Here is a 23,045-nt window from a genome sequence, read left to right on the forward strand (position 1 = left end):
CCGGCCGCCTGGTCGACCTGCTCGACTACCTCGACGGAGGCCAACAGTGACGCTGCAAGCTGACCTCTGGCAGCTCATTGGCCTGCTCGTGTCGTTCTTCGGCTTCTGTGCTGGAGGTGCTGCGCTCATCCTGCGCCTGATCGGGAAGAACCTCGACGAGCGATTCGCCAGCCAGGAGAAGACGCGCGCCGAGGCCCAGGTGCAACTCGCTTCGCGGCTCGACGGCATCGAGCAGGTCAACCGGGATGAAACCATCCAGTGGCAGCGCGTGGAGCGGGAGTTCCTCAAGTTCCAGGCAGACCTGCCGCTGCGCTACGTCATGCGGGACGACTACATCCGCGGCCAGACGGTGATCGAAGCCAAGCTCGACGGCCTGGCTGGCCGAATCGAAAACGCGCAGTTGCGCTCAATGCTGGGAGGGACCCAATGAACCACATCGACTCCGCCAAGTTGCGGCGGGAGGGCCTGCGCTGGCTCATCCTGCTGGCGCTCAACAACGCACGCCCGATCGGCGCGCACGAGAGCGTTGTCCTGTCGGCCGCCAATTCCATCTATCCGGACGCGACGCCTCTGGAGCTGCGGCGCGAGATCGACTACCTGGCGAATCGCGACCTGGTCAAGATCCGCAAGGACCCAAGCGGGCCGTGGTTTGCCGACCTCACACGCTTCGGCACCGACGTCGCGGAGTACTCAGTCGACTGCGAGCCCGGCATCGCGCGCCCGGCGAAGTACTGGTAAGCCATGGGCCGCAAGAGCACCATCCACCGCCTGGCGCCGGAGACCAAGTCATACATCGAGGCCATGCTCGCCACCGGCGCGCAGACCCTGGATGAACTGATCGCCGACCTGCAGGAGCGCTTCCCGGCAGAAGCCAAGGCGGGCGGCCTGCCGAGCCGCTCGGCGCTGCATCGCTACGGCTCGAAGCTGGACAGGCGGCTGGCCGCCATCAAGGCGAGCACGGAAGCTGCCCGAATGATCAGCGAGCATGCCGGCGACAGCCAGGACGCGCGCAGCGAGGCGCTCACCGCCATCGTGCAGACCGAGCTGTTCGAGGCCATCCTCAACCTGCAGGAAGCCGACGATCCCGAGATGGACGCGGGTGATCGCATCGCGATGCTCAGTGCCGCGGCGAAGAACATCGCGACGCTCACTCGCAGCAGCGTGAATCTCAAGAAGTTTCAGGCCGAGGCGGCGGAGGCGGCGCGCAAGAAGCTCCTCGAGGAGCAACGCGCGAAGCTTGACGCGATGGGCAACAAGGGCGGCGTGACCGCAGAAACCAAGGCCGCCATCCGCGAAGCCTTGGGCATCGTCTGACCATGAGCAAGGTCATCGGCCGCGCCAAGTGCATCCCGAAAGATCGGGACGCCATCTTCCTGCCGTTCCAGTCGAAGTGGATCAAGGACGAATCGCGCATCAAGCTCATGGAGAAGTCGCGCCAGATCGGCATCAGCTGGTCGACGGCCTATGGGTCGGATGAGCGCGCGGCGGCCCAGGGTGCCCGACACGACGAATGGGTGAGCAGCCGCGACGACATTCAGGCGCGCCTGTTCATCGAGGACTGCAAGCTCTGGGCGAACGTGATGAATCGCGCGGCAAAGGACCTCGGCGAGGTCGTGCTCGATGCCGAGAAGCGCATCAATGCCTACGTCCTGCAATTTGCCAGCGGCCGGCGCATCCACAGCATGTCCAGCAACCCTGACGCGCAGGCCGGCAAGCGCGGCAGCCGCGTCCTGGACGAATTCGCTCTACACGCGGACCAGCGGAAGCTGTGGGCGATCGCCTATCCGGGTATCACCTGGGGCGGCAGCATGGAGCTGATCTCGACGCACCGCGGCTCGTACAGCTTCTTCAACGCCCTGATCCGAGAGATCAAGGAGAAGGGCAATCCCAAGCGGATCAGCCATCACCGGGTGACCTTGCAGGACGCGCTCGACCAAGGCTTTCTCTTCAAACTGCAGCAAGCGCTTCCCAAGGACGCCGAGCAGCAGGACATGGACGAGGCCGCCTACTTCGACTTCATTAAGGGCGGAGCTGCGGATGCGGAATCGTTCGACCAGGAGTACATGTGCATCCCGGCCGATGACGATGCCAAGTTCCTGGAATACGGCCTCATCACCGCCAACGAATATGCCGGCGGCGTTGAGTGGCAGCGCGGCCTGCGAGGCCCTTTTAACGGCCGCCTGTTTGCCGGCGTGGACATCGGCCGCAAGCGAGATCTGACCGTCTTGTGGGTGGTCGAGCAGCTCGGCGACGTGTTCTACACCCGCCATGTCGAATGCATGGAGCGCATGCGCAAGAGCGACCAGGAGAAGATCCTGTGGCCCTGGTTCGAGATCTGCGAGCGCATCTGCATAGACGCGACAGGCCTGGGCATCGGCTGGGCCGATGACGCCCAGGACAAATTCGGCGAGAACCGCGTGGAGGCGGTCACCTTCACCGCACCGGTGAAGGAAGCGCTGGCCTATCCGCTGCGTGGCGCTTTTGAGGACCGGACCTTCCGCATCCCCGAAGACCCCGTGATCCGTGCTGACCTGCGCAAGGTGCAGAAGGTGGTGAGCGCCGCGGGGAACATCCGCTTCGTCGCCGAGAGCACGCCTGACGGCCACGCCGACCGCTTCTGGGCCGCGGCATTGGCACTGCACGCCGGTTCAGATCCCGCCGCTCCAATCGAATACACCAGCGGCGGCACTCGCGAGAGCGTGACCGACGCACAGGACTTCCTCAATGGCTAAACGCATCCGTCCCACCCGCAACAGCACGTCGACAGCCTCGCTCGCTGCGCCCGAGTTCGACACCGAGTTCGCCAATCGCCTGCAGGACCCGTTTGAGACCGCCTACATGGGCGTGCTGCGCACCAACGACCCGCTGCTGCTGGAGCGTGGCCAGGGCAACGTCCAGCTGTACCGCGAACTCAAGCGGGACGGCAAGGTGTTCGACGGCCTGCAGAAGCGCCAGCTCGCGCTGATCGGCAAGGCTTGGCAGGTCGAGCCGGTCGATGCGGATGCCCCGAACGCCACGAAGGATGCCGAGACGCTGACGGCCATCCTGAAGGAGTCGGCCTTCGACCGCGTGTGTTCCGAGCTGCTCGAAGCGCTGCTTGCCGGCTATGCCGTTGCCGAGATCATCTGGACGATTCGCAACGACATGATCGTGCCGAAGCGCATCGTCAAGCGGGCGCAGCGCCGCTTCGTCTACGTCCAGGAGGATGAGAACGAACCGCCGCAGCTGCGCATGCTCAAGCGCGAGAACATGCTCACCGGCGTGCCGGTCCCGGACCGCAAGTTCATCGTCCACCGCGTGAACCCCGAGGACGACAACCCCTATGGCACTGGCCTGGGCCTGCAGCTCTACTGGCCGGTGTTCTTCAAGCGCAAAGGCATCGTCGCCTGGAACAAGCTGTGCGACCGCTTCGGCTCACCCACCCTGCATGGCAAGTACCCGCGCAGCGCCGGCCCGAAGGAAAAGGGAACGATGGCCGATGCGCTGCGCGCTTTCAGCAGCGACGGCTTCGTCATGACTCCGGAGGGTATGGAGATCGCGCTGCTCGAATCGAAGCTCAACGGCAACGTCACCACGCAGCAGGCCCTGTGCGAATACATGGACGACTGGATCGGTGCGGTGCTCACCGGCCAGGAGTCGCGCAACAAGGGCGGCGGTGCTGTGGCCGCAGCCAGCAAGGAGCGCGAGGACGTGCGCGAGGACCTGACCCAGGCCGACAGCGACCTCCTGAGCGAGACGGTCAATGAATCGCTGCTCGCCTGGATCTGCGACTACAACGGCCTGGTGCGCTGCCAGGTGTATCGCAAGGTCAAGGACGACGACGACCGCAAGGCCGAGAGCGAGGTGGACAAGAACGTCACGGAGATGGGCTTCGAGCTGTCCGTCGATGCCGTGCGCGCGAAGTACGGCGAAGGATGGGAGAAGAAGGCGCCAGCCCCAATCCCTGCAGCGCCAGGTCTCCCGCGGCGTGCTGGCCAGGGCGCACCTGCAGCTGCTGCGAACGACGAAGGTCCGGCCATGTCCGCGGCCAACTTTGCCGAGCCCGGCGGCTGGGCTGATCGCATCGCACGCATCCTCGGCGATGGCGGCGACCTGGTGCTGCGCGATTGGATGGAGCGCATCCGTGCCATGGTCGATGGCGTCGATGGCCCGGACCAACTGCGCGATCGGCTGCTCGCCGCCTACGGTGATCTGCCTGGTGCCGAGCTGGTGGAGCTAATGGCCCTCGCGTTCGCCGCGGCCGAGCTGGCCGGCATGGACGCCGTCGCCGTCGAGACGACCTTGCAGCCCGAGGGAGCCACCTGATGGCGGACTCTCTTTCGGTCGTGCTCAAGGCGGCGCGGCAGCGCTTCCAGGAACAGATCGACTTCTTCCGCGCGAAGCTGGCATTGCCCACCGAGCGCTGGGATGACATCTGGCAGCGGGCGCACGACCGCGCGTTCATCGTGGCCGGCGCGCAGAAGGCCGATCTGCTCTCCGATCTGTTCCAGGCCGTGGACACCGCGATAGGTGGCGACAGCATCGGAGCGTTCCGCCGCGACTTCGCCCAGGCCGTCGCCCGCTCGGGCTGGACCGGGTGGACTGGCGAAGGCACGAAGGCCGGCGAGGCCTGGCGCACCCGCACGATCTACAGCGCCAACGTCAGCACGAGCTACTCGGCCGGTCGCCGCGCCCAGCTCCTGCAGCCGGGCCTGCTCGCAGTGCGCCGGTTCTGGTGCTACCTGCATGCCGATGGTGTGCTGCACCCGCGGCCGATGCACCTGGCCTGGAACGGCTTGACGTTGCCTTACGACCATCCGTTCTGGCGTACCCACTTCGGTCCCAACGGCTGGGGATGCCAGTGCCGCGTGGTGGCGGTGCGCGCGCCTGCCGATGGAGCGCCCACCGAGCCGCCGGACGGTTGGGACGACATCGACCCGAAGACAGGCGCACCGGTTGGCATCGATCGCGGCTGGGCGTATGCACCTGGTGCGGACACCGACACGTCGCTGCAGCAGATGGTGCAGGACAAGTTCATCACCTATCCGCCAGCGATCGCACGCGCGCTGTCGCAGGATCTCGCTGCACCGAGGCCACGGCCATGATCGAGTCGTCCGTCAACGCGCAGGGCGTGCTCTCGATCCTGGGCGGCCTAATGGGGCGCATGGACAACATGCAGCCCGCGCTCGCCGAGATCGGCGAGGACATGACCGAAAGCATGAAGCAGCACTTCGCCGACGCGAAGGCGCCGGACGGCACGCCCTGGGCGCGCAACTCCGATGTCACCGTGGCGATGTACCTCGGGCTGTTCAAGAACAGCCACAAGAAGGACGGCACGTTGAGCAAGCGCGGCGCAGCGCGTGCTGCATCGAAGAAGCCTGGCACCGGCGAGACGAAGGCGCTGCAGACGACGATCAACTACCAGCTCGAAGGACCGGACACGGTCTCCATCGGCAGCCCCATGGTCTACGGCGCGATGTTCAACTACGGCGGCACGCGTGACGCCTTCCCGCACCTGTGGGGCGACATCCCCGCGCGCGAGTTCGCTGGCTTCTCGGATGCCGATCGCGCGAACATCGTGGACATCGTCCAGAGCTACATCGTTGGGGCATGACCGCGATGCCGCACCGAGCCCTCAAATGCGGCCCTCAGGCGCGTTTTGCGGGGTCGGGTGGCTTCGGATGTAGCTCGGCCTTGATTGAGGGCCGCTGTAAAGCCTTCTAAACGTTTTACAGACGAAGGCGGCATCGAGATGCCGATCGCGATTTCACCGTTCACCGCGATGCTGGCGTGAAAGCAGGCAGAGCCACGTTCAAGTTTTGACCTCGGTGCATAGATTCGCTCTCGGGTAATCCCGAGACTGCGGGGCATGCCCAAACCAGCACCCACCGTAGCACTGCCCGAAGGCGTCGAGATCTTTCGCGCCGGTCGCCACACCGACGACAGCGGCACCACGCACGAGTTCAGCGAAGCCGACGTGCGGCGCATGGCCGAGGTCTATGACCCGAAGCTGCGCGAGGCACCGCTGACGGTCGGCCATCCCGAGCACAACCTGCCGGCATACGGCTGGGTCAAGAGCCTGAGCGTCAACGCAGCCGGTCGCCTGACCATGAACACGCACAAGGTCATTCCGCAGTTCGCGGAGATGGTGCACGCCGAGATGTTCAAGAAGCGCAGCACCAGCTTCTATCCCCCGTCCCACCCGAACAACCCGGCCCCTGGCGCCTGGTATCCGCGGCACGTCGCCTTTCTCGGCGCGCAGCAGCCCGCGATCTCCGGCCTGGCCGACATCCAGTTCTCCGAGGGCGAGGCCGCTGGGCTCGTCCAGTTTTCCGAAGCCACTCCCTCAACCACCCAACCCTCCCAGGAGCAAGACGACATGAGCAAGGAATTGCAGGACAAGCTCGACGCAGCCAACAAGCTGGCGGCCGAAGAAAAGGCCGCACGCGAGAAGGCCGAGCGCGAGCGCGACGAAGAACGGACCAAGGTCACCAGCTTCGCCGAGCAGCAGAAGAAGGACCGCCACGCCACCTATGTGTCGTTCGCGGAAACCCAAGTCAAGGCCGGCAAGCTGCTGCCGAAGGACAAGGACATGGCGGTCGCTACGCAGGCCGCCTTGGCCGATGCTGAGGCCGTGTCGTTCTCCGAAGGCGACACCACGCGCAAGGTAACCCCGTTGCAATGGCTGCAAGGCCTGATCTCGGACGCCAAGCCCGTGGTCAGCTTCGGCGAGTTCGCGCCCGGTGCCGGCGGCGAAGGTTCGGAAGCCGGCAGCGCCAAGGGCAAGTCGGACGCCGAGATCGACAAGGCTGCGCAGGCCTATGCACGCGAGCACAAGGTGAACTACGCCGAAGCGCTCACCGCCGTGACCAGCTTCACCAGCTGATCGCTCCACCCGTCACCTTTCCAGCTCCCATAGGACGCCAACCATGACGATGTCTCTCGCCGAGATCCGGCTCAAGCAAAACCCCATCCTGACCAACCTGCTCCTGGGCATGGGTCAAGGCACCTACATGGCCGAGAGCCTGTTCCCGCGCCTCCCGCAGGCACTGAGCGGCATCACGCTCGCAAAGCTGGGCAAGGAGCGCATGCGCCGCTACAACCTGCGCCGCAGCCCGGGCGGCCCGACCAAGCGCGTCAACATCAAGTTCGAGGGCAAGGTCTACAGCGTGGACCAGTACGCGGTGGACGTGCCGATCCCGCGTGAGGCGCTGCGCGAGGCCGACGAGAGCCGCAAGCTCAACGTCGGCAACTACCTGGAGATCTCGCAGATCGCCATGACGACGGCCAACGACATCCTTGGCCTGGACTACGAGATTGAGTGCGCCGAGCTGGCGACCGACCCGGCCTCCTATGCGCCTGGCAACGTGCTCGCCCTGGCCGGCGCCACCAAGTGGAGCGCCGACACCGGCACGGCCGTGGACGACATCTTCACGGCCAAGGAGATCATCCGCAAGAAGATCGGCAAGCGCCCGAACAGCCTGCGCTTCTCTGCCGATGGCTACAACGCCGCCCGCAACAACAAGCAGGTTCGCGAGCGCCTGCCGAGCACGTTCACCGGCGCACCCGGCATGGCCGAGCTGAAGACCATCTTCGAGGTGGACGACATCCAGGTGGGCGATGCGGTGTGGGTCGATGAGACGGACGAAGGTCTCGACGTGTGGGGCAACAGCGCGATCCTGGCCTACGTGCCGAAGATCGGCGCCAAGGGCACCGCCAACATCAGCCTGGCCGAGCCGGCATTCGGCTTCACCAACGTGATCGAAGGCCATCCCTTCGCCGAGACGCCGTACTTCACCCAGGACGGCACCAAGAGCTGGATCTACGGCGCGACCTATGAGCGCCGCCCAAACATCGCCTACCCCGACGCGGCGTTCCTGTTCCAGAACCCGAAGTAACACCCACCCTGAAGCGTGTTGCCCCCGGGCGGCGGCCGATGCATTGGCATGCCGCCGCCCGGTTGCGGGATCTACCCCCAGCCATCCAACGAGAGGAATACCCATGAGCAAGTTTGCAAAGGTCGCGATCAAGATGATCGTTGACGGCGAGACCAAGATCTTCCAGCCCGGCGACGAGTTGCCGACGCTTTCCAAGCACGACGCGAAGGAGCTGGCGAAGTCGAAGTCGATCGGCGACCCGGCCGACGAAGCGGCCGAGCAAAAAGACGAAGCCGCTCAGCAGCGCGCGAATCAGCGCGAGTTCGATGCGACCAAGAAGGAAGTGCAGGCCGCGACCGCCTCCACGGCACCGGCCAAGACCGCTGCAGCCAAGCGCTGAGCCGCTGCCCAACACGCCACCGCGCCAACACCCACCGTTTCATCCCTGACAGGAGTCATCCATGCCATCGCAAAACCACAGCGGTCGTCAGTTCGACAAGCTGCACTCCCTCACCATCGTCGCGACCGCGGCGATCAGCGAGGCGCGGTTCGTCGCCTATGACGGCACCCATGCCACCAGTGCCGGTGGCGTCAAGAACTCGCAGGGTGTCTCCGAGCAGGCCGGCGCGATCGGCGAAGCGATCACGCTCATCACCAGCTACAGCGCCCCCGTCGAAGCCAGCGAGGCGATCGCCTTCGGTGCTTTCGTGAAACCTGCAGCCGACGGCTCGGGCCGCGCGGCCGTGGGCACCGCCACCGACCACTGCGGCCAAGCCCTGGGCGCAGCTGCAGGCGCGGGCGCGATCTTCGAGTGCCAGGTCGTGCGCCACGTGCGCCCGGCCGCCTAAGCGCATCAGCCTCCGCACGTCATGAGCTACGCCACCGTCGCCGACATGGTCTCCCGTTTCGGAGAGACCGAGCTGATCCAGCTCACCGACCCGGACAACACCGCCATCAACGCGGCGCTGGTCGAGGTCAAGCTCGGCGACGCCAAGGCGGTGATCGATGGATGGATCGGCCGCGTGTACCGCCTGCCGCTGCGTGGCTGCATCGAACCCTCGGCGACGCCTGGTGGTCCTCCAGTTCTGGCCATGCCGCCGCAGCTCGTGCGGATCGCCTGCGACATCGCGCGCTTCTACCTGTTCTCGGAGGTCGTGCCCGAGAACGTCGTGTACCAGCGCCACAAGGCAGCACTCAAGGAACTGGAAGCGATCGCGGGTGGCGCCGCTGTGCTGGCATGCCCGCTGGGCGGATCTGCCGGTGATTTGGTCGGCGCGGATGCCCAGGAGGGCGTGGAGGTGTACTACAGCTTCTCGCCGCGCCAGATCACCGACGACAGCACGCGGGACTTCAAATGAACGTCGCGCCGGAAAACGACTACCTGGCCGTCGAAGCGCACCTGGTCGCGCGGCTGAAGGAAAAGCTCGCGGGCATGTCGCCTGCAGTGCACGTGCTCACGGCCGCAGATCTCGCAGACGTGGCCGAAGCCAATCAGCCTGTGCCGGCTGTGCATGTCATCTACCGCAACTTCCGCGTGCTGGAGTCCCGCTCCGATGGCCGCGCGGCCAAGCTCGATCACACCTGGTTGGCCGTGACGGCCACACGCAACGTCGCCGGCAACCGGTCGGGCGCTGCAGCCAGGCGCGATGCCGGCGAGCTGATGGCCAAGGTCGGCGCTGCGCTGATGGGCTTCCGCGCTCCGCTCACTTCATCGCCGCTGCGCCTCACCCCTGGCCCGGGTCCTGGATACAAGGCCGGCTATCAGTACCTGCCCTTGGCCTTCTTGGTCGAGACCCTTTTTCACGCAACCACACCCTGAGGAGCAACTCCCATGTCCCTGATCACCCAGATCTACAAGCCCATGGCGAACGTCGGCCAAGTCTATGCACTGCCCTATGGCGTAGCCGGACCGCTGGCGCCGATCGGCAACGTGCTGGAGCTGACGCTCACGCACGATGAAACCGTTCTGAAGCAGGCCGACTTCACCCGACTGGGCGGTGGCACGCATGCCCAGTTCCGGCGGATCAACTCGGCCAGCGTGGCGTTCACGATGGCCGACATCAACATCGTGAATTTTGCTCGGGCCGTCCTGGGCACGGCGTCCGAGGTCGAAGGTGCTGCCATCGTGGGCGAGGCCCATACGGCCTACAAGGGCGGCTTGATCCGTCTGGCGAACCTGCAGCCCTCCGCAGTAACCGTGAAGAAGGGCAGCACGCCAGTCGCTGCGGCGGGCAACTACGAGGTCCGACCCGAGGGCATCTATGTTCTGCCCGATGCAGCTGGCCTGGTCGACGCCGACGCCGTCACAGTGGACTACACCCACGTCGCGACCGCCACGCTTGAAGCGTTGACGCAGAAGGCGCCCGAGCTGCAGATCTGCTTCGGTGGCCTCAACGAAGCCGATTCGGGCAAGCCGGTGGTGGTCGACCTCTGGCGCGTCGGCCAGGGCGTGGCCAAGACGCTGGCGCTCATGAACAACAACTTCATGGGCCTGCCAGTCGAGGGCGAGCTGCTGATCGACTCCACGAAGGTGGGCGACAGCATCAGCCGTCACTACAGGGTCCAGTACACCTGATCAGCCGTCTGTCTCCTCGCGGTCGATAGCCGCGTTCGCCCCGCCCGTTTTGCGCAAACGCTGGACTGGCGGGGCTTTTTTCCTTCAAGACCACTCACATGGACAACATCGTCGACGTCAAGGTCCGGGCCGCAGCCGAAGGCAAGGATGGCGTCCAGGACCTCACCCAGACCGTCGTCAAGCTCGGCGACTCGCTCGGCGGCGAGTTCAAGGCCAAGGCTGACGCGGCCGCGGCCGCGATCGAGGCGCTCGGTGCGAAGCGGGACGCTGTCGTCGCGGTTCGGGAGCTGACGAATTCGTCCGGCGCGCTGGCCATCGAGCTGGCCGAGGCCGAGCACCAGGTCGAGCAGCTCGCCCAAGCATTGCCCGCTGCAGCGGCCGAGGCCAACCGCCTGGCCGCAGCCGAGCTGGCCGCACGCGAAGCCGCCCAGGCCACCCAGCGAGATCTCGATGAACAGCGCCAGGCGCTGGCCCAGCTCGGCGAGCAATTCACCGGCGCAGCCAGGCGCTCGGGCGAATACCGCGAGTCCAGTGCCCAGCTGCAGGTCACCGTGCGCGAGCTGCGCCGCGATTTGGAAGCGAAGGAACAGACCGTCAAGGAAGCGGCCACACAGGCGGCCGCAGCAGCGCAGGCAGAGACCGCACTCGCAAAGCAATACACGGCCGCTGGAACCGCGGCCATCTCGATGCGCGGTGCCGTCCAGGAGAACACCCGCGCGCTCGAAGCCGGCCGCACCGTGCTGCAGGGCTTGGGCATCCAGACCGACCAGCTCACGGCCGCGGAGCGCAATCTCGATGCTGCTCTCGGCCAGGTCCGCGAGGAGGTTGCCCAGCTCGTGCCCGCGTATCAGCGTGCGGGCCAGCAGGCCGTTGCATCGGCCCAGGCGCAGCGCCAGGCTAGCACCTCGGCCGCAGAGAGCGTGCGCTCGATCGGCGACCAGCTGCAGCGCATTCAGCAGATCGCCACGATCGCGGTGGGAGGGGGCTTCGTGAGCGGCCTGGCCAAGGAGGCGCTGGCCACCGCCGATGCCTTCAACAACCTTCAGGCACGCATCAAGCTGGTGACGGGTGAAGGACCGATCTTCGCCAGGTCGTTCGCCGAGGTCACCGAGGTGGCGCTGCGCACCCACAGCGCGCTCGATCAGACCGGCATGCTGTTTGGCCGCATTGCCGAGGCCGGCAAGAGCGCTGGCCAGTCGTCCGAGGTGGCGATCGCGTCGTCCCTGCGACTGACCGAAACCATCAACCAGGCGGTGCAGCTGTCCGGTGCGAGCCAGGAGGCCAGCAGTGCCGCCATCACTCAGCTGATCCAAGGCCTGCAGTCGGGCGTGCTGCGTGGCGACGAATTCAACTCCGTCATGGAGCAGGCGCCGCGCCTGGCCAAGGCGCTGGCAGACGGCCTGGGCGTCACCACGGGCGAGCTGCGCAAGATGGCCGAGGCCGGAGCGCTCACGGCAGAGACAGTCACGCGATCGCTGCGCAGCCAGTCGGAAGTGATCAGGTCGGAGTTCGCCAGCCTTCCGCCGACCGTGGGCCGTGCTGTCGAGAACCTGCGCACGAAGTGGGCGCTGTACCTCGGCGACCTGGACAAGACCAAGGGCATCACGTCGACCGTCGCAGGAGCGATCAACGGCCTGGCTAACAACCTGGAAACCGTCGTCAGGGTAGCCACCGTCGCCGGCACGATCTGGGCCGGCTATGCGGCCTCGCAGGGCCTTGCTTCGGCCGCGGCGAAGCAATCGGCGATCGCCGCAGCGCAGCAGGCGGTCGCGAGCACCCAGGCCACCGTGGCGACCCAAGCGCATGGGCGCGCCGCGACGATTGCAGCGGCCGAGGTCACCCGCTACGGCGCAGCCTCGGCGGGTGCGGCCGCAGCGACTCAGGCAGGTACAGCTGCAGCAGTTGCCGGCGGTGGAGGTTTCCGCGCGATCGCCGGTGGTGTGCTCGGCGCAGCGGCCAGGCTGACAGGCTGGACGACGGTCGCCTACGGCGCCTGGACGGTCCTGCAGTCGGTGGGAACAGCCCTTGGCGAAGGGGCTGCAAAGTGGATGGGCTACGGCGACGCCATCAAGAAGTCGGAGGAGCAAGCCAAGCTGCAGGAAGAAGCCCAACGCGCTCGTTCGGCACTGATGATCGACCAGGCAGACCGCCTGCGGGCCATCCAAGAGGCTCAGTTTGGTCTGAGCAAAGAGGCGTCGACAACCTCGGCCAAGTTCGACCAGCTGCGCAAGGACGGCGACAGCGCCGCCGAAGCGATCGGCAAGATCGGCAAGGACTTCGACCTGCAGACGGTGCAGGGCATCGCCGATGCCGGCGCCGTCCTGGACAGGCTCGTGTCGCAGGGAAAGATCAGCGCGGGTGAGTTCCAGGCCGCCTGGGCCGAGGCGCTCAAGGGCCAGGACCTGGGCGTGTTCGAGACCAAGGCTCGTGCGGCGTTCTCAGGCTCGGCCCGCGAAGCCGAGCGCCTCGCAGCCATGCTCGATGCCGGCGTCCGGGAAGCGATCAAACGCACCGGCAAGGACTTCGACACGATCTCAGGCGGCATGAGCGCAGCGTCCCGAAGTGCGATCAACGATGCGGACGTGATCATCCGTTCGCTCGATCGCCTGAAGAAGCAGGGCGTCGACGCTGGTCAGGCACTCCGCGCCGGCCTTGCTAAAGCCATCGACACCGCAGACTCGCAAAAGGCAATCGAGGCCGTGCGCGCGCAGATCGAGAGCGTGCGCGCGCAACTGGGCGACAGGGTCGCGGACGGCTTTCTTGAGCAAGCAACGCTCAAGGCCGCCGAGCTGAAGCGCGTGCTCGAAGACGGCCAGGAGGGCATCCAAAGCGTGGGAGAGGCGTTCAGGAAATTCGGCTTGGAGACCGAGGAAGACCTACAGCGTGTCGCCAGGAACACGAAAGAGGCGTACGACGTGCTCCGGGAAAGCGGCATGGCCACGGCCGAGCAACTGCGCATCGCCTTCGAGAAGACGGCAGAAGCCGCGACGAAAGCTAACAAGGGCGTGGCGCCGTCTTGGGCAAACACCGAGAGGGAGATCATCCGGGCACGCCAGCGTGCCCAGTCCGGCTCAACGGGTGGAAGCGGGTCGAACGCCGAGGGCATTGGGCGTAGTCGCAGCTCTGGGCGAACTGGCGATGAGTCACCGACGGCCGAAGAGATCGGCCTCGATCCTCGCCAAGATCGCCGCGGCCAACGCGCCGGCGTCATCGGCCCGAACCAGGATGTCCAGTCGGATCTTGGCAACACGCGCGAGGAGCGGCTCGCCGGCCAGAACGCCACGGACAACCGGCTGATGTTCGAGCTCGAAGAAAAGCGAAAGGCAGGCACCTTGTCTGCTGACGACGTGGGCAGCCTGCGCGCGGTGGTGGAAGCCCTTAAGCAGAACAACATCGTCAACGGCGATGTGCTGCGTCGCAACCCTGGCGCCATCTCGCTGGAAGGCCAAGCTGACGACCGCGCCTGGCAGAACCGCATGCGGCTGTTCCAGGACGCGATCGACAAATTCACGGGTCGCGGGCAAGGCGCCACCGAGGGCGGCACCGTGGTGCTCGACCTGCGCACCGATGGCGGCCGCTCCAAGGCCCGGATGGACCGCGAGAGCGCGGAAAGCGTGGTCAAGGCGCTGCGCGAAGCACGCCGTGAAACGGGGAAGTACTGATGCCCATCACCCTATCCCTGGCCGGCACCGACAAGCAGCTGCCGAACGATCTGATCTGGACCGACGAGCTGACCTGGTCGCCGCTCACCCAAAAGAAGGGCTACTCGATCTTTGGCTCTCTGATCCTCGACCGCTTCGTGCGCCTGGCCGGGCGTCCCATCACCTTGGTCGGCAACGAGCGGCGCTCCTGGGTGCGGCGCAGCCTGCTGCAGGAGCTGCAGGCCTGGGCCTCGCTGGAGAACGATCCCATCTTCACGCTCACCGTGCACGGCTTCGCGTACCTGGTGGTGTTTGACCTCGGCGAGGACGGCACCAATGCCGTCCGCGGCGAGCCCGTCTTCGCCTTCGATGAGCTGATGCCCGAAGACCCCTACTGCAGCGTCGAGCTGCGCTTCTTCACTGTCTGACCATGACCATTCTCGAATCCGATATCAAGATCGTCGCCACCCAGGTGATGGACGACGTGCCCGAAGGCGGCGGCGCCCCGACGTCAAACGTCATCGCTGACGGCGCCAGCAACAAGATCTTCAAAGACATCTCGGCCGTCGATCGTGCCCAGGGCGACTTCTCGATCATGAAGGTCGCTGCGGTCATCCAGACGATGAATACCGACACGGCACTCGGCGGCGTCGTCATCATCTCGCGCGCGCCGGCCGATCCGAACGTGAGCGCGGCGCTGTTCTACACGGGCGACTTCTTCGACCGCCGCGCCAGCATCCAGAACCGGATCGAGGCCTACACCGCACCAGGTGAAGAGTTCAATGGCTTCTTGCTGTCCAACCACGTGCAGGGGCAGCAATCGCTGCAGATCTTCCAGCGGCCTGGCGCCACGCCGCCCACCATCAATGGCACACTGCAGATCAGCGGTGGCGGAAAAACCGAGTACGTGCGCGTGTCCGATGTGTCCACGGAGCTGCGCACCTACAGCTACAGCACGGGCGGCTCGTTCGTCGACTACCAGGCACAGGTGTGCGTGTGCGAGCTGAAGGACGGGCTGAAGAACGACTACACCGGCACGGCCGCGAACCGCCTTTTTGAACGCACGGCCACCGCCGCCGCGATGAACAAGATGCTCGTGGCCAATGCCTCGCGCTTCTACGGGATCTCGAAGCTTGCTGCCGACGTCCCCATGGGTGCCTTTTCGGCCGTCGTGGAGCACATCGACACCCAGCTCGTCCCCAGCGCGACCACCGAGATCCCGATCGTGGACACCTCGGCCGCTGGCTCCTCGACCACGCTGGTGGCATCGGGCGCCGGCAACGTCTCGCTCACCACGGGCGTTGCGTTCGGGCCCAACTCCATCATCGTCTTCGGCAACCCGGCCTATCCGGGTTCGTTGTCGGTGGCGACGTCCGCCGGCACGCTCACCGATGACGGTGGGCGCCTCAAGCTCGGGGCGCTGACGATCGGCAGCGTGAACTATGCGGGCGGGTCGATGACCTTCGCCAGCGACGCGCCCGCGATCACCGGCAACAAGACGATCAGCTTCCGGCCAGCTGGGGCGCCCATCGAGCTGGCCGACTCGACCTCGATCGCGGTGACGGTCGAGAGCCGGCGCATCAACTACCCGATCACCATCCTCCCGCCGCCGGCACCTGGCTCCATGCGCGTGGCCTATCGCGCGGGCGGCAACTGGTACGAGCTGGCCGACGATGGTGGTGGCCGGCTCTCGGGCGCCAGCTCGAGCATCGGCAGTGGAACCGTCGACTTCGTGACTGGCACCACCTTGCCCACGCTGGGCGCGCTGCCAGACGTGGGCAGCGAGGTGATCTTCACTTGGGCAGCGAAAGTCAACTACAAGGACCGCAGCGGCACCCTCCCGGCTGCGCTTTCCGTCCAGCTCACGCTCGACAACCAAGCGGCCGAGTCCGGCACCGTCGAGGTGGACTGGAACGATGGGACGGCGCGCCATGCGGCTGACAACGGCAGCGGAGCGTTGACCGGGGATGCGACCGGCCCGGTGTCTTATGCCACCAGCACCATCGAGGTGAAGCCCAACGCGCTGCCGGCCTCGGCGGTGGCCTTCACGGTTACGTACAGCCACGGCGAGCCGTCCATCAAGGCCTTCCCGGCCCCGGCCCGCGACGTCGACGGCTCGATCACGCTCAACCTCGGTAAGACCAACATCGCGCCGCGCTCTGTCTCGCTGGACTGGAACCTGGTGCTGCAGTCCACCGGCGGCGTACCCGCCGACCAGTGGGTGCCGCAGAACTTCGCGGCCAACAAGACCGTGACCGACGACGGGGCCGGCAATCTCAAGGACGGGCTGGGCGTGACGTTCGGCACCATCGTCTATGCCACGGGGATCGCCAAGCTGTTCCCCGAGGCCGTGGTCAGCGTGGCGGTGCCGCAATGGGACGTCAACCCGCTGGGCATCCTCGGCACTGTGCTGTCGCCGAACCTGCCCGGCTTCTACCGCAACACCCTGACCGGCTACACGTATGCCGTGCTCAACGCGACGTTGCCTGCCGACTCGACGGCACTGGTGACGGCCAACTTCCGCGTGGCTGGCGCGGGCAGCACCAAGAGCCAGGTGTTCAACCAGCCGAAGCTGTCGATCAAGCTACTGCCGAACTTCAGCGAGCCCGGTGTGCCTGGCACGGTGAACTTCACCCTGGGTGGCAAGACCTACTTCGATCGCGCCGGCAGTCTGTACACCGATCTCGATCCGGCCACCGGCGCCGCTAGCCTGGCCGGCACCTACGACTACGCCACGAACCTGGCATCGCTCACGAGCTGGCCGGCCTCGGCGTCGACGTCGGTGGTGGTCAACAGCCTGCTCACGACCCTGGACGGCCAGCCGGTCGAATACGTGGTCTTCCGCACGCCCATTGCGCCGGTCGCTCCTGGGTCGTTCCAACTGCTGGCGACGAAGCTCAACGGCGGGACCATCAATGTCTCGGCCGACGCTTCGGGCCTCATCAACGGCACCAACGTGCACGGGACCTACGACTACGCCACGGGCGTCGGCAAGGTGCGATTCGGCGACTGGGTGACCGCGGCCGGCAACGAGAGCGCGATCTGGTACCGGGCCGAGGCGGTGGGCTCAGACGGGAAGATCTGGAAGCCGGTACCGGTGTTCGCCAGCACCATCCGCTACAACGCGGTGGCGTACATCACATTGCCAGTGGATGCCACGCTCCTGGGCATCGATCCGGTGCGCCTGCCTGCGGATGGCCGCGTGCCGATCTTCCGCAAGGGCGAGCTGGCGGTCATCCACAACACGAAGCGCATGGCGGCGGTCGCCGTGGCCAACGGGCAGACGATCGACACCGGCCGCGAGCGGCTCTCGCGCGTGAAGATCATCGGCGCCGATGGCGTGACGATCGAGACCGGCTACACCCACAACCTGGATGCTGGCACCGTGACCTTCGTCGACGTGTCCGGCTACTCGCAGCCCGTGACCATCGAGCACCGGATCGAGGACATGCTCACGACGTCGGACGTTGGCATTGACGGCCGCCTGGCCTTTGCTGGCAAGGTTTCCCACGCCTATCCAGCCGCCGACAGCTTCGTGAGCAGTGGCCTGCGCATGGGGGACGTGAAGGCTCGGGTCGCCTTGCTGTTCGATCAGCAGTCCTGGACCGGTGTGTGGTCGGACGACCTGATCGGCAACGCAGCAGACGCGACCTTCAACGACATCGACTATCCGATCACCGTCACGAACAAAGGCGCGGTCACCGAACGGTGGCGCATCCAGATCAACAACGGCGGCAGCTCCTACAACCTGATCGGCGAGCACCTCGGGCAGATCGTCACTGGCCAGAGCATGGCCGTCGACTGTTCGCCAGCAGGGCCATCGGGCGTCCCTTACATGACGATCCCTGCTGCTGGCTTCGGCTCGGGCTGGCCAGCGGCCGCCGTGATCCGCTTCAACACGATCGCCGCCACCTTCCCCTTCGTGCCTACCCGAACCGTGCAAATGGGCGCTGAGACGGTTTACGACGACAGCTTCGAGATCCTGGTCCTTATTGGCGTAGACCGCCCCTGAACTGAAAGCGAACCCTCTGTATGACCTCAATCGTCGACACCAGCGTGAAGCTGTTCACCAGCGACATGGCCAATGCGCCGGCACTGACCAATGCCAATGGCTCCCTCGTCGCGCTGCTTGATGCGGTGCTCAAGAATGGCTTTGACGTGAAGAGCATCACGTCGCTGACCGTGGCGGCCGGCGTCGCGACGCTCGCATGGACGGGATCACATTCGGCCATCCCACATGCGGTCATCCTTGTGGCGGGCGTCTCGGGCGGGCCCGCAGGCTTCGCCGACATGAACGGCGAGCAGAAGGTGCAGACCAAGCCCTCCGCCAGTTCGTGCACGTTTCTCACGGCGCTGCCTGATGGCGCCTACACCGGCACGATCACGATCAAGATCGCGCCGCTCGGGTGGGAGAAGCCTTTCTCGTCCGGCGCGGACAAGGGAGCGTATCGGAGCGCGGACATCGCGAGCACGCGCATGTTTCTGCGTGTGGACGACAGCTACGGCACCAGCGCGCGTCTCGTGGGCATGGAAACGATGTCTGACATCGACACGGGCACTGGCCGATTCCCGACCTCGGCGCAGGCTGCGGGTTTTGCAGAGGGCGGCGGTTGGTGGCCGAAGGCAGACGCTGGGGCGCAGCCGGCGCCCTGGGTGATCGTGGGCGATGGGCGCATTTTTTTCTATCACGCCTCGTCCTTCGTCTCGAATGGAAGCGCCTACAGCAGCTACATCATCGGCAATCTACGCGGCTTCGGTGACTTGATCGCCCTGCGACCAGGAGGCGACCCGTACGCCTGCATGCTGGGTGTCCAGCAAGGCCCGGGCAGCGCATACCCGACCTACGGCACAGTCGATTCGGCTTCGTCGAACATGAATTTCCTGCCGCGCGATTGGACGGGCGTCGGTTCCTCGCACCCGAACTATTGCGTGCCGTACACGGGGTCCACGAACACGGTGTCCGGCATGGACAGCACCCTCGGCGCTTTCCCGAGCCGCATCGACGGGTCGATGCGCGTTTCGCGTCGGTTCATGTCGCAGTACCCACTTGGAGACGCGCCGCGCGCGGATGTGCCTGGCGTCCTCTCGATCCCTCAGAGCGGGCTGGGTGGGATGCAACACCGGGGTTTGTTCGACGGTACGGATGAGCTGGCCGGCAGAAAGCTACTCGGGCTCGTGGTCTCCAACGGCGGCCCCAATCAACTGCCTACACCCTCCAACTCAGGAATGATCCTGATAGATGTCACGGGGCCGTGGCGCTGATGGCTGCAGCTTTCCCTCCTGTGACGCTGCTGCATTTCGATGGCAGCAACGGCTCGACCGACATCGTCGACGTGATGCGCAACACGTGGACGGCGAACGGCGGCGCGAAGCTCGTGACGGCGGACTCGAAGTTCGGCGGATCGTGCCTGGCCTTGGATGGCGACGGGGATTTCGTCAGCATGGTCGGCTCCCTCGCGTTCTACTTCGAAGCGTGGGATTTCACCATCGAAGCGTGGGTGAAGCCGACCAACGCCGGGCGGGAGATGGTGATGGTGGACCACTATCTCTCGGGTCAAGCGACCTGGCAGGTGTTGGTGACCTCTGCAGGCCTGCTGTCCTTCTACGGCTGGAATGGGTCCACGACGAATTACATCGTCTCCGGCACGTCGTCGCTGTGGGGTGCATGGCATCACATCGCAGTCTCCAAGCGCAGCGGCGTCGTTCGTCTGTTCGTCGATGGCGTGCTCGAAAATAGCGTGCCGCACACCGCATCGTTCACTGCCCAGCCTTCTTACTTCGCACTCGGCGCCCAGGTGTCGGCGCGCAATGCGGCCTACGACTATGCGGGTCTGATGGATGAGGTGCGGGTGATTCGAGGAAGCGGGCTCTACGAGAGCACATTCTCGCCGCCGGTCGAACCGTTCTCCGACGAGACCCGGCCGGTGGTGCTGAAGGCGGTGCTGCCGTTGCCCATAGCCCCGGCCGCGGCGTCGTTCTCGGGTGTGGTTCCCGTACTCAACCAGCGGCTCTACCGCAACTTCAACATCCTCGGCGCCGAGGCGCGGCTGATCGGCACCGTCAAGGAAAAGCACACGCCGACGAATACGCCGCTGCGTAGCAGAGTGCGGCTGATCCGAGAGCGCGACGGCGCCACCGTTGGCGAGACCTGGAGCGACGCGACCACCGGCAGCTATGTTTTCACGAACATCGATTCGGCCGAGGCCTACACCGTCATCGCCTACGACCATGCGCACAACTATCGGGCCGTGGTGGCGGACAACCTGACGGTGGCGGGCGGCGGGGTGGAGCTGGTCGCATGAACGTGCTCGCCATCGACTTCATGCTGACGGCTCTCATGAGCTACATGGGCACCGGCGCGAAGTTCAAGATCTACGCCGGCGCCAAGCCGGGCGCAGGCGGTGCCGAAACCACGCTGCTTGCTGCAGCCATCCTGGCCGACCCCGAAGGCATCGTCAGCGGCGGAATGCTCGTGCTCGCTCAGGCCGACCCGGCCGGGGATATGGCGGTGGGAAGCGGCGTCGCAACTTGGGGGCGCCTCGAAACTGCCGATGGCGTATGGGTCGAGGACTTCACGGTGACCGGTCCGTCTGGCAGCGGACAGGTCAAGATCACCATGGTTGACCCGGCACCGGGCGATCCCGAGGGCCAGATCTATGCCGGCGGCAAGTTCCTGCTCGGGACGGTGATCCTCGGTGCCTAACGATCTTGTCTTCGACCGACCGCCGCTCTCCGGCTCGCCGGTCGAGCTCGTCTTCGGCAATGACGTTGCAGTGCCGAGCGATGCCGTCTACGCATCGGGGCGCATTGCGCTGCCTTCGTTCGTCGTCCTTGGCACGGCGACAACGACACGGCCGCCGACCGCGACCGCAAGCGGCAGCATCGCTTTGCCCGCTTTCATGCTGTTCGGCGCGGTGCGCTATGACAGCGCTGTTTCTCGATCTCTCGTTGGAAAGGTCTCCGCCAGGTGGCAAGTAGCCAGGCAGGTCGACGGTGGAGCGGTAGCCCGGCACCAGGGCGCCGATCGCGCACGCGTTGGACGTGTCGCCACCTGGCAGAGGGCCACATCTGCGGCCGGAAGCGTCACGTCGACATGGCAAGACGCGCTGCGCAATCGTGCATCGGCCGAGGCGCGCTACCAGGCGGCGCTGCAGCTGGAAGCCTCGACAAGGAACCTCTACCAGGAAGCCGGCCGGGCACAGCGCGGCGTCGGTGCGCGGTGGCAGGAGGCTGAGCGCCTGGCGACGGCGCCAGTCGGTGTGCGGCACCAGGAGGCCACTCGACTGTTGCGCGGTGTGCGGTCACGGTGGCAGGAAGCGCTGCGCCTCCAGGCGCGCCACCGTGATGGCTTCGGAGCAGCGCTGCAGGTCGACGTCGGACGTATGTCGCGCTGGCAAGCGGCCATGTATCCGTTGCCAGGGCACTCAGTCGTCGAGCCGCCGATCGACACGCCGTGCTACGTCCCGTCGACCGCGCTGGTTTTTCGCGACAAGCAGAAGTACTCGACCAACCTGATCTTCGTCTGCGAGGGCCACGGCGGCGAGCCTGGCCAGCCGCCGCTTTTCATCCCTTTGCTGAGGGTCTACATGACTACCCACTACATGGAAGCCGTCATGCTTCCTTCGCTCGAACGGGTGCCGCTCGAAGACGTGACGATAGAGGCCGACGTCGGCATGCCTCACTGGAAGCTGACCGCGACCGGCCCGCTCGGGTTGATGGACATGTTCCCCTTGAACAGTCCGCCCACCCTAGTGCGAGTCACCGTGGACGGCCTGCCTTGGGTCTTCGCCATCTCGCCGGCGGGCCGCTCGCGCGTGCCTGGTCTGCGCCGTGCCCGCATCGTCGGCCGCAGTGTGTCGGCACTCGCAGGTGCCACCAGCATGGCCGACCAGATCTGGCTCAACAACGCACCGGCCACGGCGCAACAGGTAGTGACCGCGGCACTGCAGTTCACCGACATCGCGGTGGACTGGCAGATCCCCGACTGGCTCCTGCCGGCGGGCGCATGGAGCTTCCGGGGCAAGCCGCTTGCCGCTGCCGTGCGGGTCGCCGAGGCGGTGGGCGCGGTCCTGCAGAGCCATCCGACCGAGCCCACGCTGCAGTTCATGCCCCGCTACGCAACCCTGCCCTGGGAGTGGGACTCGGCCTCGGTCACGCCAGACGTATCGATCGCCAGCCACGCACTTGCGGCCGACGATTACGACCCCGACGAACAGCCTCTGTGGGAGGCCGTCTACGTTTTCGGCGGGGCCACCCAGGGCGTCGGGCGCCGCGTCGTGCGGGGCGGCACTGCGGGCATCGTGCAGGCGCCCCAGCAGGTTGATGACCTCATCACGGACCACGTGGCGGCTGTCGAGCGCGGCCGTTCGATCCTGGGCGCGGGCGGGACGCAGGCCCTGGCCTCGATGTCGTTGCCGATCCTGACCGGCGGCACGTTGCCCGGTGTCCTTCGTGTGAACCAACTGTTGGAGGTGGTCGAGCCCACCGAGACCTGGCGCGGTTTGGTGCGCGCGGTCACCGTTCGTGCAGGGCCGAGTGAGGTGCGCCAGGCCGTGCGCGTTGAAAGGCATTTCGAATGACCGCCTCCCTCTACCTCGGCATGGCCGAGCTGCTCGCTACCGACCCGCTCCTGTTCGGGGTCGTTTCGGACGTGTTCCCCGATGGCACGGCGACAGTCTCACTGCCTGGCGGTGGCCAGATGCGGGTGCGCAACCCGCTGGGCCTGGCTTCTGCCGCGACCGTCTACCTGCAGGGCGGCGCCATCACTGGGTCGGCGCCGGCGTTCGACGTGATCGAGGTCTTCATCTGAGCGCCAGGCGCGCGGCGTAGGAGGGCCACAGCAACGACAAAAGAACGGGCGACCTGGTCGGGTGCGCTAACACCTCCCCAGGCCCCAACATGCAGAACGAGCCTGCAAGCCGGCAAGGCCCGCCCACCCTGTACAGAGCGGGACCGAGCCTACCAAAGATTCCA

22 protein-coding genes are annotated in these 23,045 nt (G+C 66.0%); all 22 read left to right on the plus strand.

The features are described 5' to 3' along the window. Positions 1-46: 46 nt before the first annotated feature. A complete protein-coding gene (locus ACSFA7_RS14135; protein ID WP_206175641.1) occupies positions 47-430 on the plus strand; it encodes a hypothetical protein in 384 nt (127 codons plus the stop codon). Next, positions 427-738, plus strand: coding sequence for a hypothetical protein (locus ACSFA7_RS14140; RefSeq protein WP_206175640.1), 312 nt, complete (start codon positions 427-429; stop codon positions 736-738). The genes ACSFA7_RS14135 and ACSFA7_RS14140 overlap by 4 nt, the downstream gene beginning before the upstream one ends. 3 nt (positions 739-741) lie before the next feature. After that, entirely contained in the window at positions 742-1,314 is a 573-nt protein-coding gene (locus ACSFA7_RS14145) for a phage protein Gp27 family protein (protein ID WP_435499941.1), read from the plus strand. A gap of 107 nt (positions 1,315-1,421) precedes the next feature. Beyond that, the gene (locus ACSFA7_RS14150) at positions 1,422-2,732 is read left to right on the plus strand and encodes a phage terminase large subunit family protein (protein WP_435499942.1); all 1,311 of its coding nucleotides are present in this window, start codon (positions 1,422-1,424) and stop codon (positions 2,730-2,732) included. Further along, positions 2,725-4,305, plus strand: a complete 1,581-nt coding sequence (locus ACSFA7_RS14155; protein WP_435499943.1) for a DUF935 domain-containing protein — start codon at positions 2,725-2,727, stop codon at positions 4,303-4,305. The genes ACSFA7_RS14150 and ACSFA7_RS14155 overlap by 8 nt, the downstream gene beginning before the upstream one ends. Beyond that, entirely contained in the window at positions 4,305-5,084 is a 780-nt protein-coding gene (locus tag ACSFA7_RS14160) for a phage head morphogenesis protein (protein ID WP_435499944.1), read from the plus strand. The genes ACSFA7_RS14155 and ACSFA7_RS14160 overlap by 1 nt, the downstream gene beginning before the upstream one ends. Then, positions 5,081-5,593, plus strand: coding sequence for a phage virion morphogenesis protein (locus ACSFA7_RS14165; protein ID WP_435499945.1), 513 nt, complete (start codon positions 5,081-5,083; stop codon positions 5,591-5,593). The genes ACSFA7_RS14160 and ACSFA7_RS14165 overlap by 4 nt, the downstream gene beginning before the upstream one ends. A 255-nt stretch (positions 5,594-5,848) precedes the next feature. After that, positions 5,849-6,865 carry a hypothetical protein gene (locus ACSFA7_RS14170; protein ID WP_435499946.1) on the plus strand — a complete coding sequence of 339 codons (1,017 nt, stop codon included), beginning with the start codon at positions 5,849-5,851 and terminating at the stop codon, positions 6,863-6,865. Between the two features lie 43 nt (positions 6,866-6,908). After that, a complete protein-coding gene (locus ACSFA7_RS14175) occupies positions 6,909-7,877 on the plus strand; it encodes a hypothetical protein (protein ID WP_435499947.1) in 969 nt (322 codons plus the stop codon). A gap of 103 nt (positions 7,878-7,980) precedes the next feature. Next, positions 7,981-8,256, plus strand: coding sequence for a hypothetical protein (locus tag ACSFA7_RS14180; RefSeq protein ID WP_435499948.1), 276 nt, complete (start codon positions 7,981-7,983; stop codon positions 8,254-8,256). A 61-nt stretch (positions 8,257-8,317) separates the two neighbouring features. After that, complete coding sequence (locus ACSFA7_RS14185; protein ID WP_435499949.1) at positions 8,318-8,704, plus strand: DUF2190 domain-containing protein; 387 nt, start codon at positions 8,318-8,320, stop codon at positions 8,702-8,704. Between the two features lie 21 nt (positions 8,705-8,725). Further along, positions 8,726-9,214, plus strand: coding sequence for a gp436 family protein (locus ACSFA7_RS14190; RefSeq protein ID WP_435499950.1), 489 nt, complete (start codon positions 8,726-8,728; stop codon positions 9,212-9,214). After that, a complete protein-coding gene (locus tag ACSFA7_RS14195; protein WP_435499951.1) occupies positions 9,211-9,675 on the plus strand; it encodes a phage tail terminator protein in 465 nt (154 codons plus the stop codon). Before ACSFA7_RS14190 ends, ACSFA7_RS14195 begins: the two co-directional genes overlap by 4 nt. A 12-nt stretch (positions 9,676-9,687) precedes the next feature. Continuing rightward, positions 9,688-10,431, plus strand: coding sequence for a phage tail tube protein (locus ACSFA7_RS14200; RefSeq protein ID WP_435499952.1), 744 nt, complete (start codon positions 9,688-9,690; stop codon positions 10,429-10,431). A gap of 98 nt (positions 10,432-10,529) precedes the next feature. Further along, positions 10,530-14,093 (plus strand): tape measure protein, encoded by a 3,564-nt coding sequence (locus ACSFA7_RS14205; protein ID WP_435499953.1) that lies wholly within the window; start codon positions 10,530-10,532, stop codon positions 14,091-14,093. After that, the gene (locus ACSFA7_RS14210; RefSeq protein ID WP_435499954.1) at positions 14,093-14,500 is read left to right on the plus strand and encodes a hypothetical protein; all 408 of its coding nucleotides are present in this window, start codon (positions 14,093-14,095) and stop codon (positions 14,498-14,500) included. The genes ACSFA7_RS14205 and ACSFA7_RS14210 overlap by 1 nt, the downstream gene beginning before the upstream one ends. 2 nt (positions 14,501-14,502) lie before the next feature. Beyond that, positions 14,503-18,084 carry a hypothetical protein gene (locus ACSFA7_RS14215; RefSeq protein WP_435499955.1) on the plus strand — a complete coding sequence of 1,194 codons (3,582 nt, stop codon included), beginning with the start codon at positions 14,503-14,505 and terminating at the stop codon, positions 18,082-18,084. Between the two features lie 20 nt (positions 18,085-18,104). Next, the gene (locus tag ACSFA7_RS14220) at positions 18,105-19,334 is read left to right on the plus strand and encodes a hypothetical protein (protein ID WP_435499956.1); all 1,230 of its coding nucleotides are present in this window, start codon (positions 18,105-18,107) and stop codon (positions 19,332-19,334) included. Between the two features lie 20 nt (positions 19,335-19,354). Continuing rightward, positions 19,355-20,374: a LamG domain-containing protein gene (locus ACSFA7_RS14225; protein ID WP_435499957.1), complete on the plus strand. Its 1,020-nt coding sequence runs from the start codon at positions 19,355-19,357 to the stop codon at positions 20,372-20,374. Then, positions 20,371-20,775: a hypothetical protein gene (locus ACSFA7_RS14230; protein ID WP_435499958.1), complete on the plus strand. Its 405-nt coding sequence runs from the start codon at positions 20,371-20,373 to the stop codon at positions 20,773-20,775. Before ACSFA7_RS14225 ends, ACSFA7_RS14230 begins: the two co-directional genes overlap by 4 nt. Next, the gene (locus ACSFA7_RS14235) at positions 20,768-22,651 is read left to right on the plus strand and encodes a hypothetical protein (RefSeq protein WP_435499959.1); all 1,884 of its coding nucleotides are present in this window, start codon (positions 20,768-20,770) and stop codon (positions 22,649-22,651) included. The genes ACSFA7_RS14230 and ACSFA7_RS14235 overlap by 8 nt, the downstream gene beginning before the upstream one ends. Then, a complete protein-coding gene (locus ACSFA7_RS14240; RefSeq protein ID WP_435499960.1) occupies positions 22,648-22,881 on the plus strand; it encodes a hypothetical protein in 234 nt (77 codons plus the stop codon). Before ACSFA7_RS14235 ends, ACSFA7_RS14240 begins: the two co-directional genes overlap by 4 nt. Positions 22,882-23,045 lie beyond the last annotated feature (164 nt).

The sequence above is a fragment of the Variovorax trehalosi genome (assembly GCF_051216415.1).
Taxonomy (GTDB): Bacteria; Pseudomonadota; Gammaproteobacteria; order Burkholderiales; family Burkholderiaceae_C; genus Variovorax.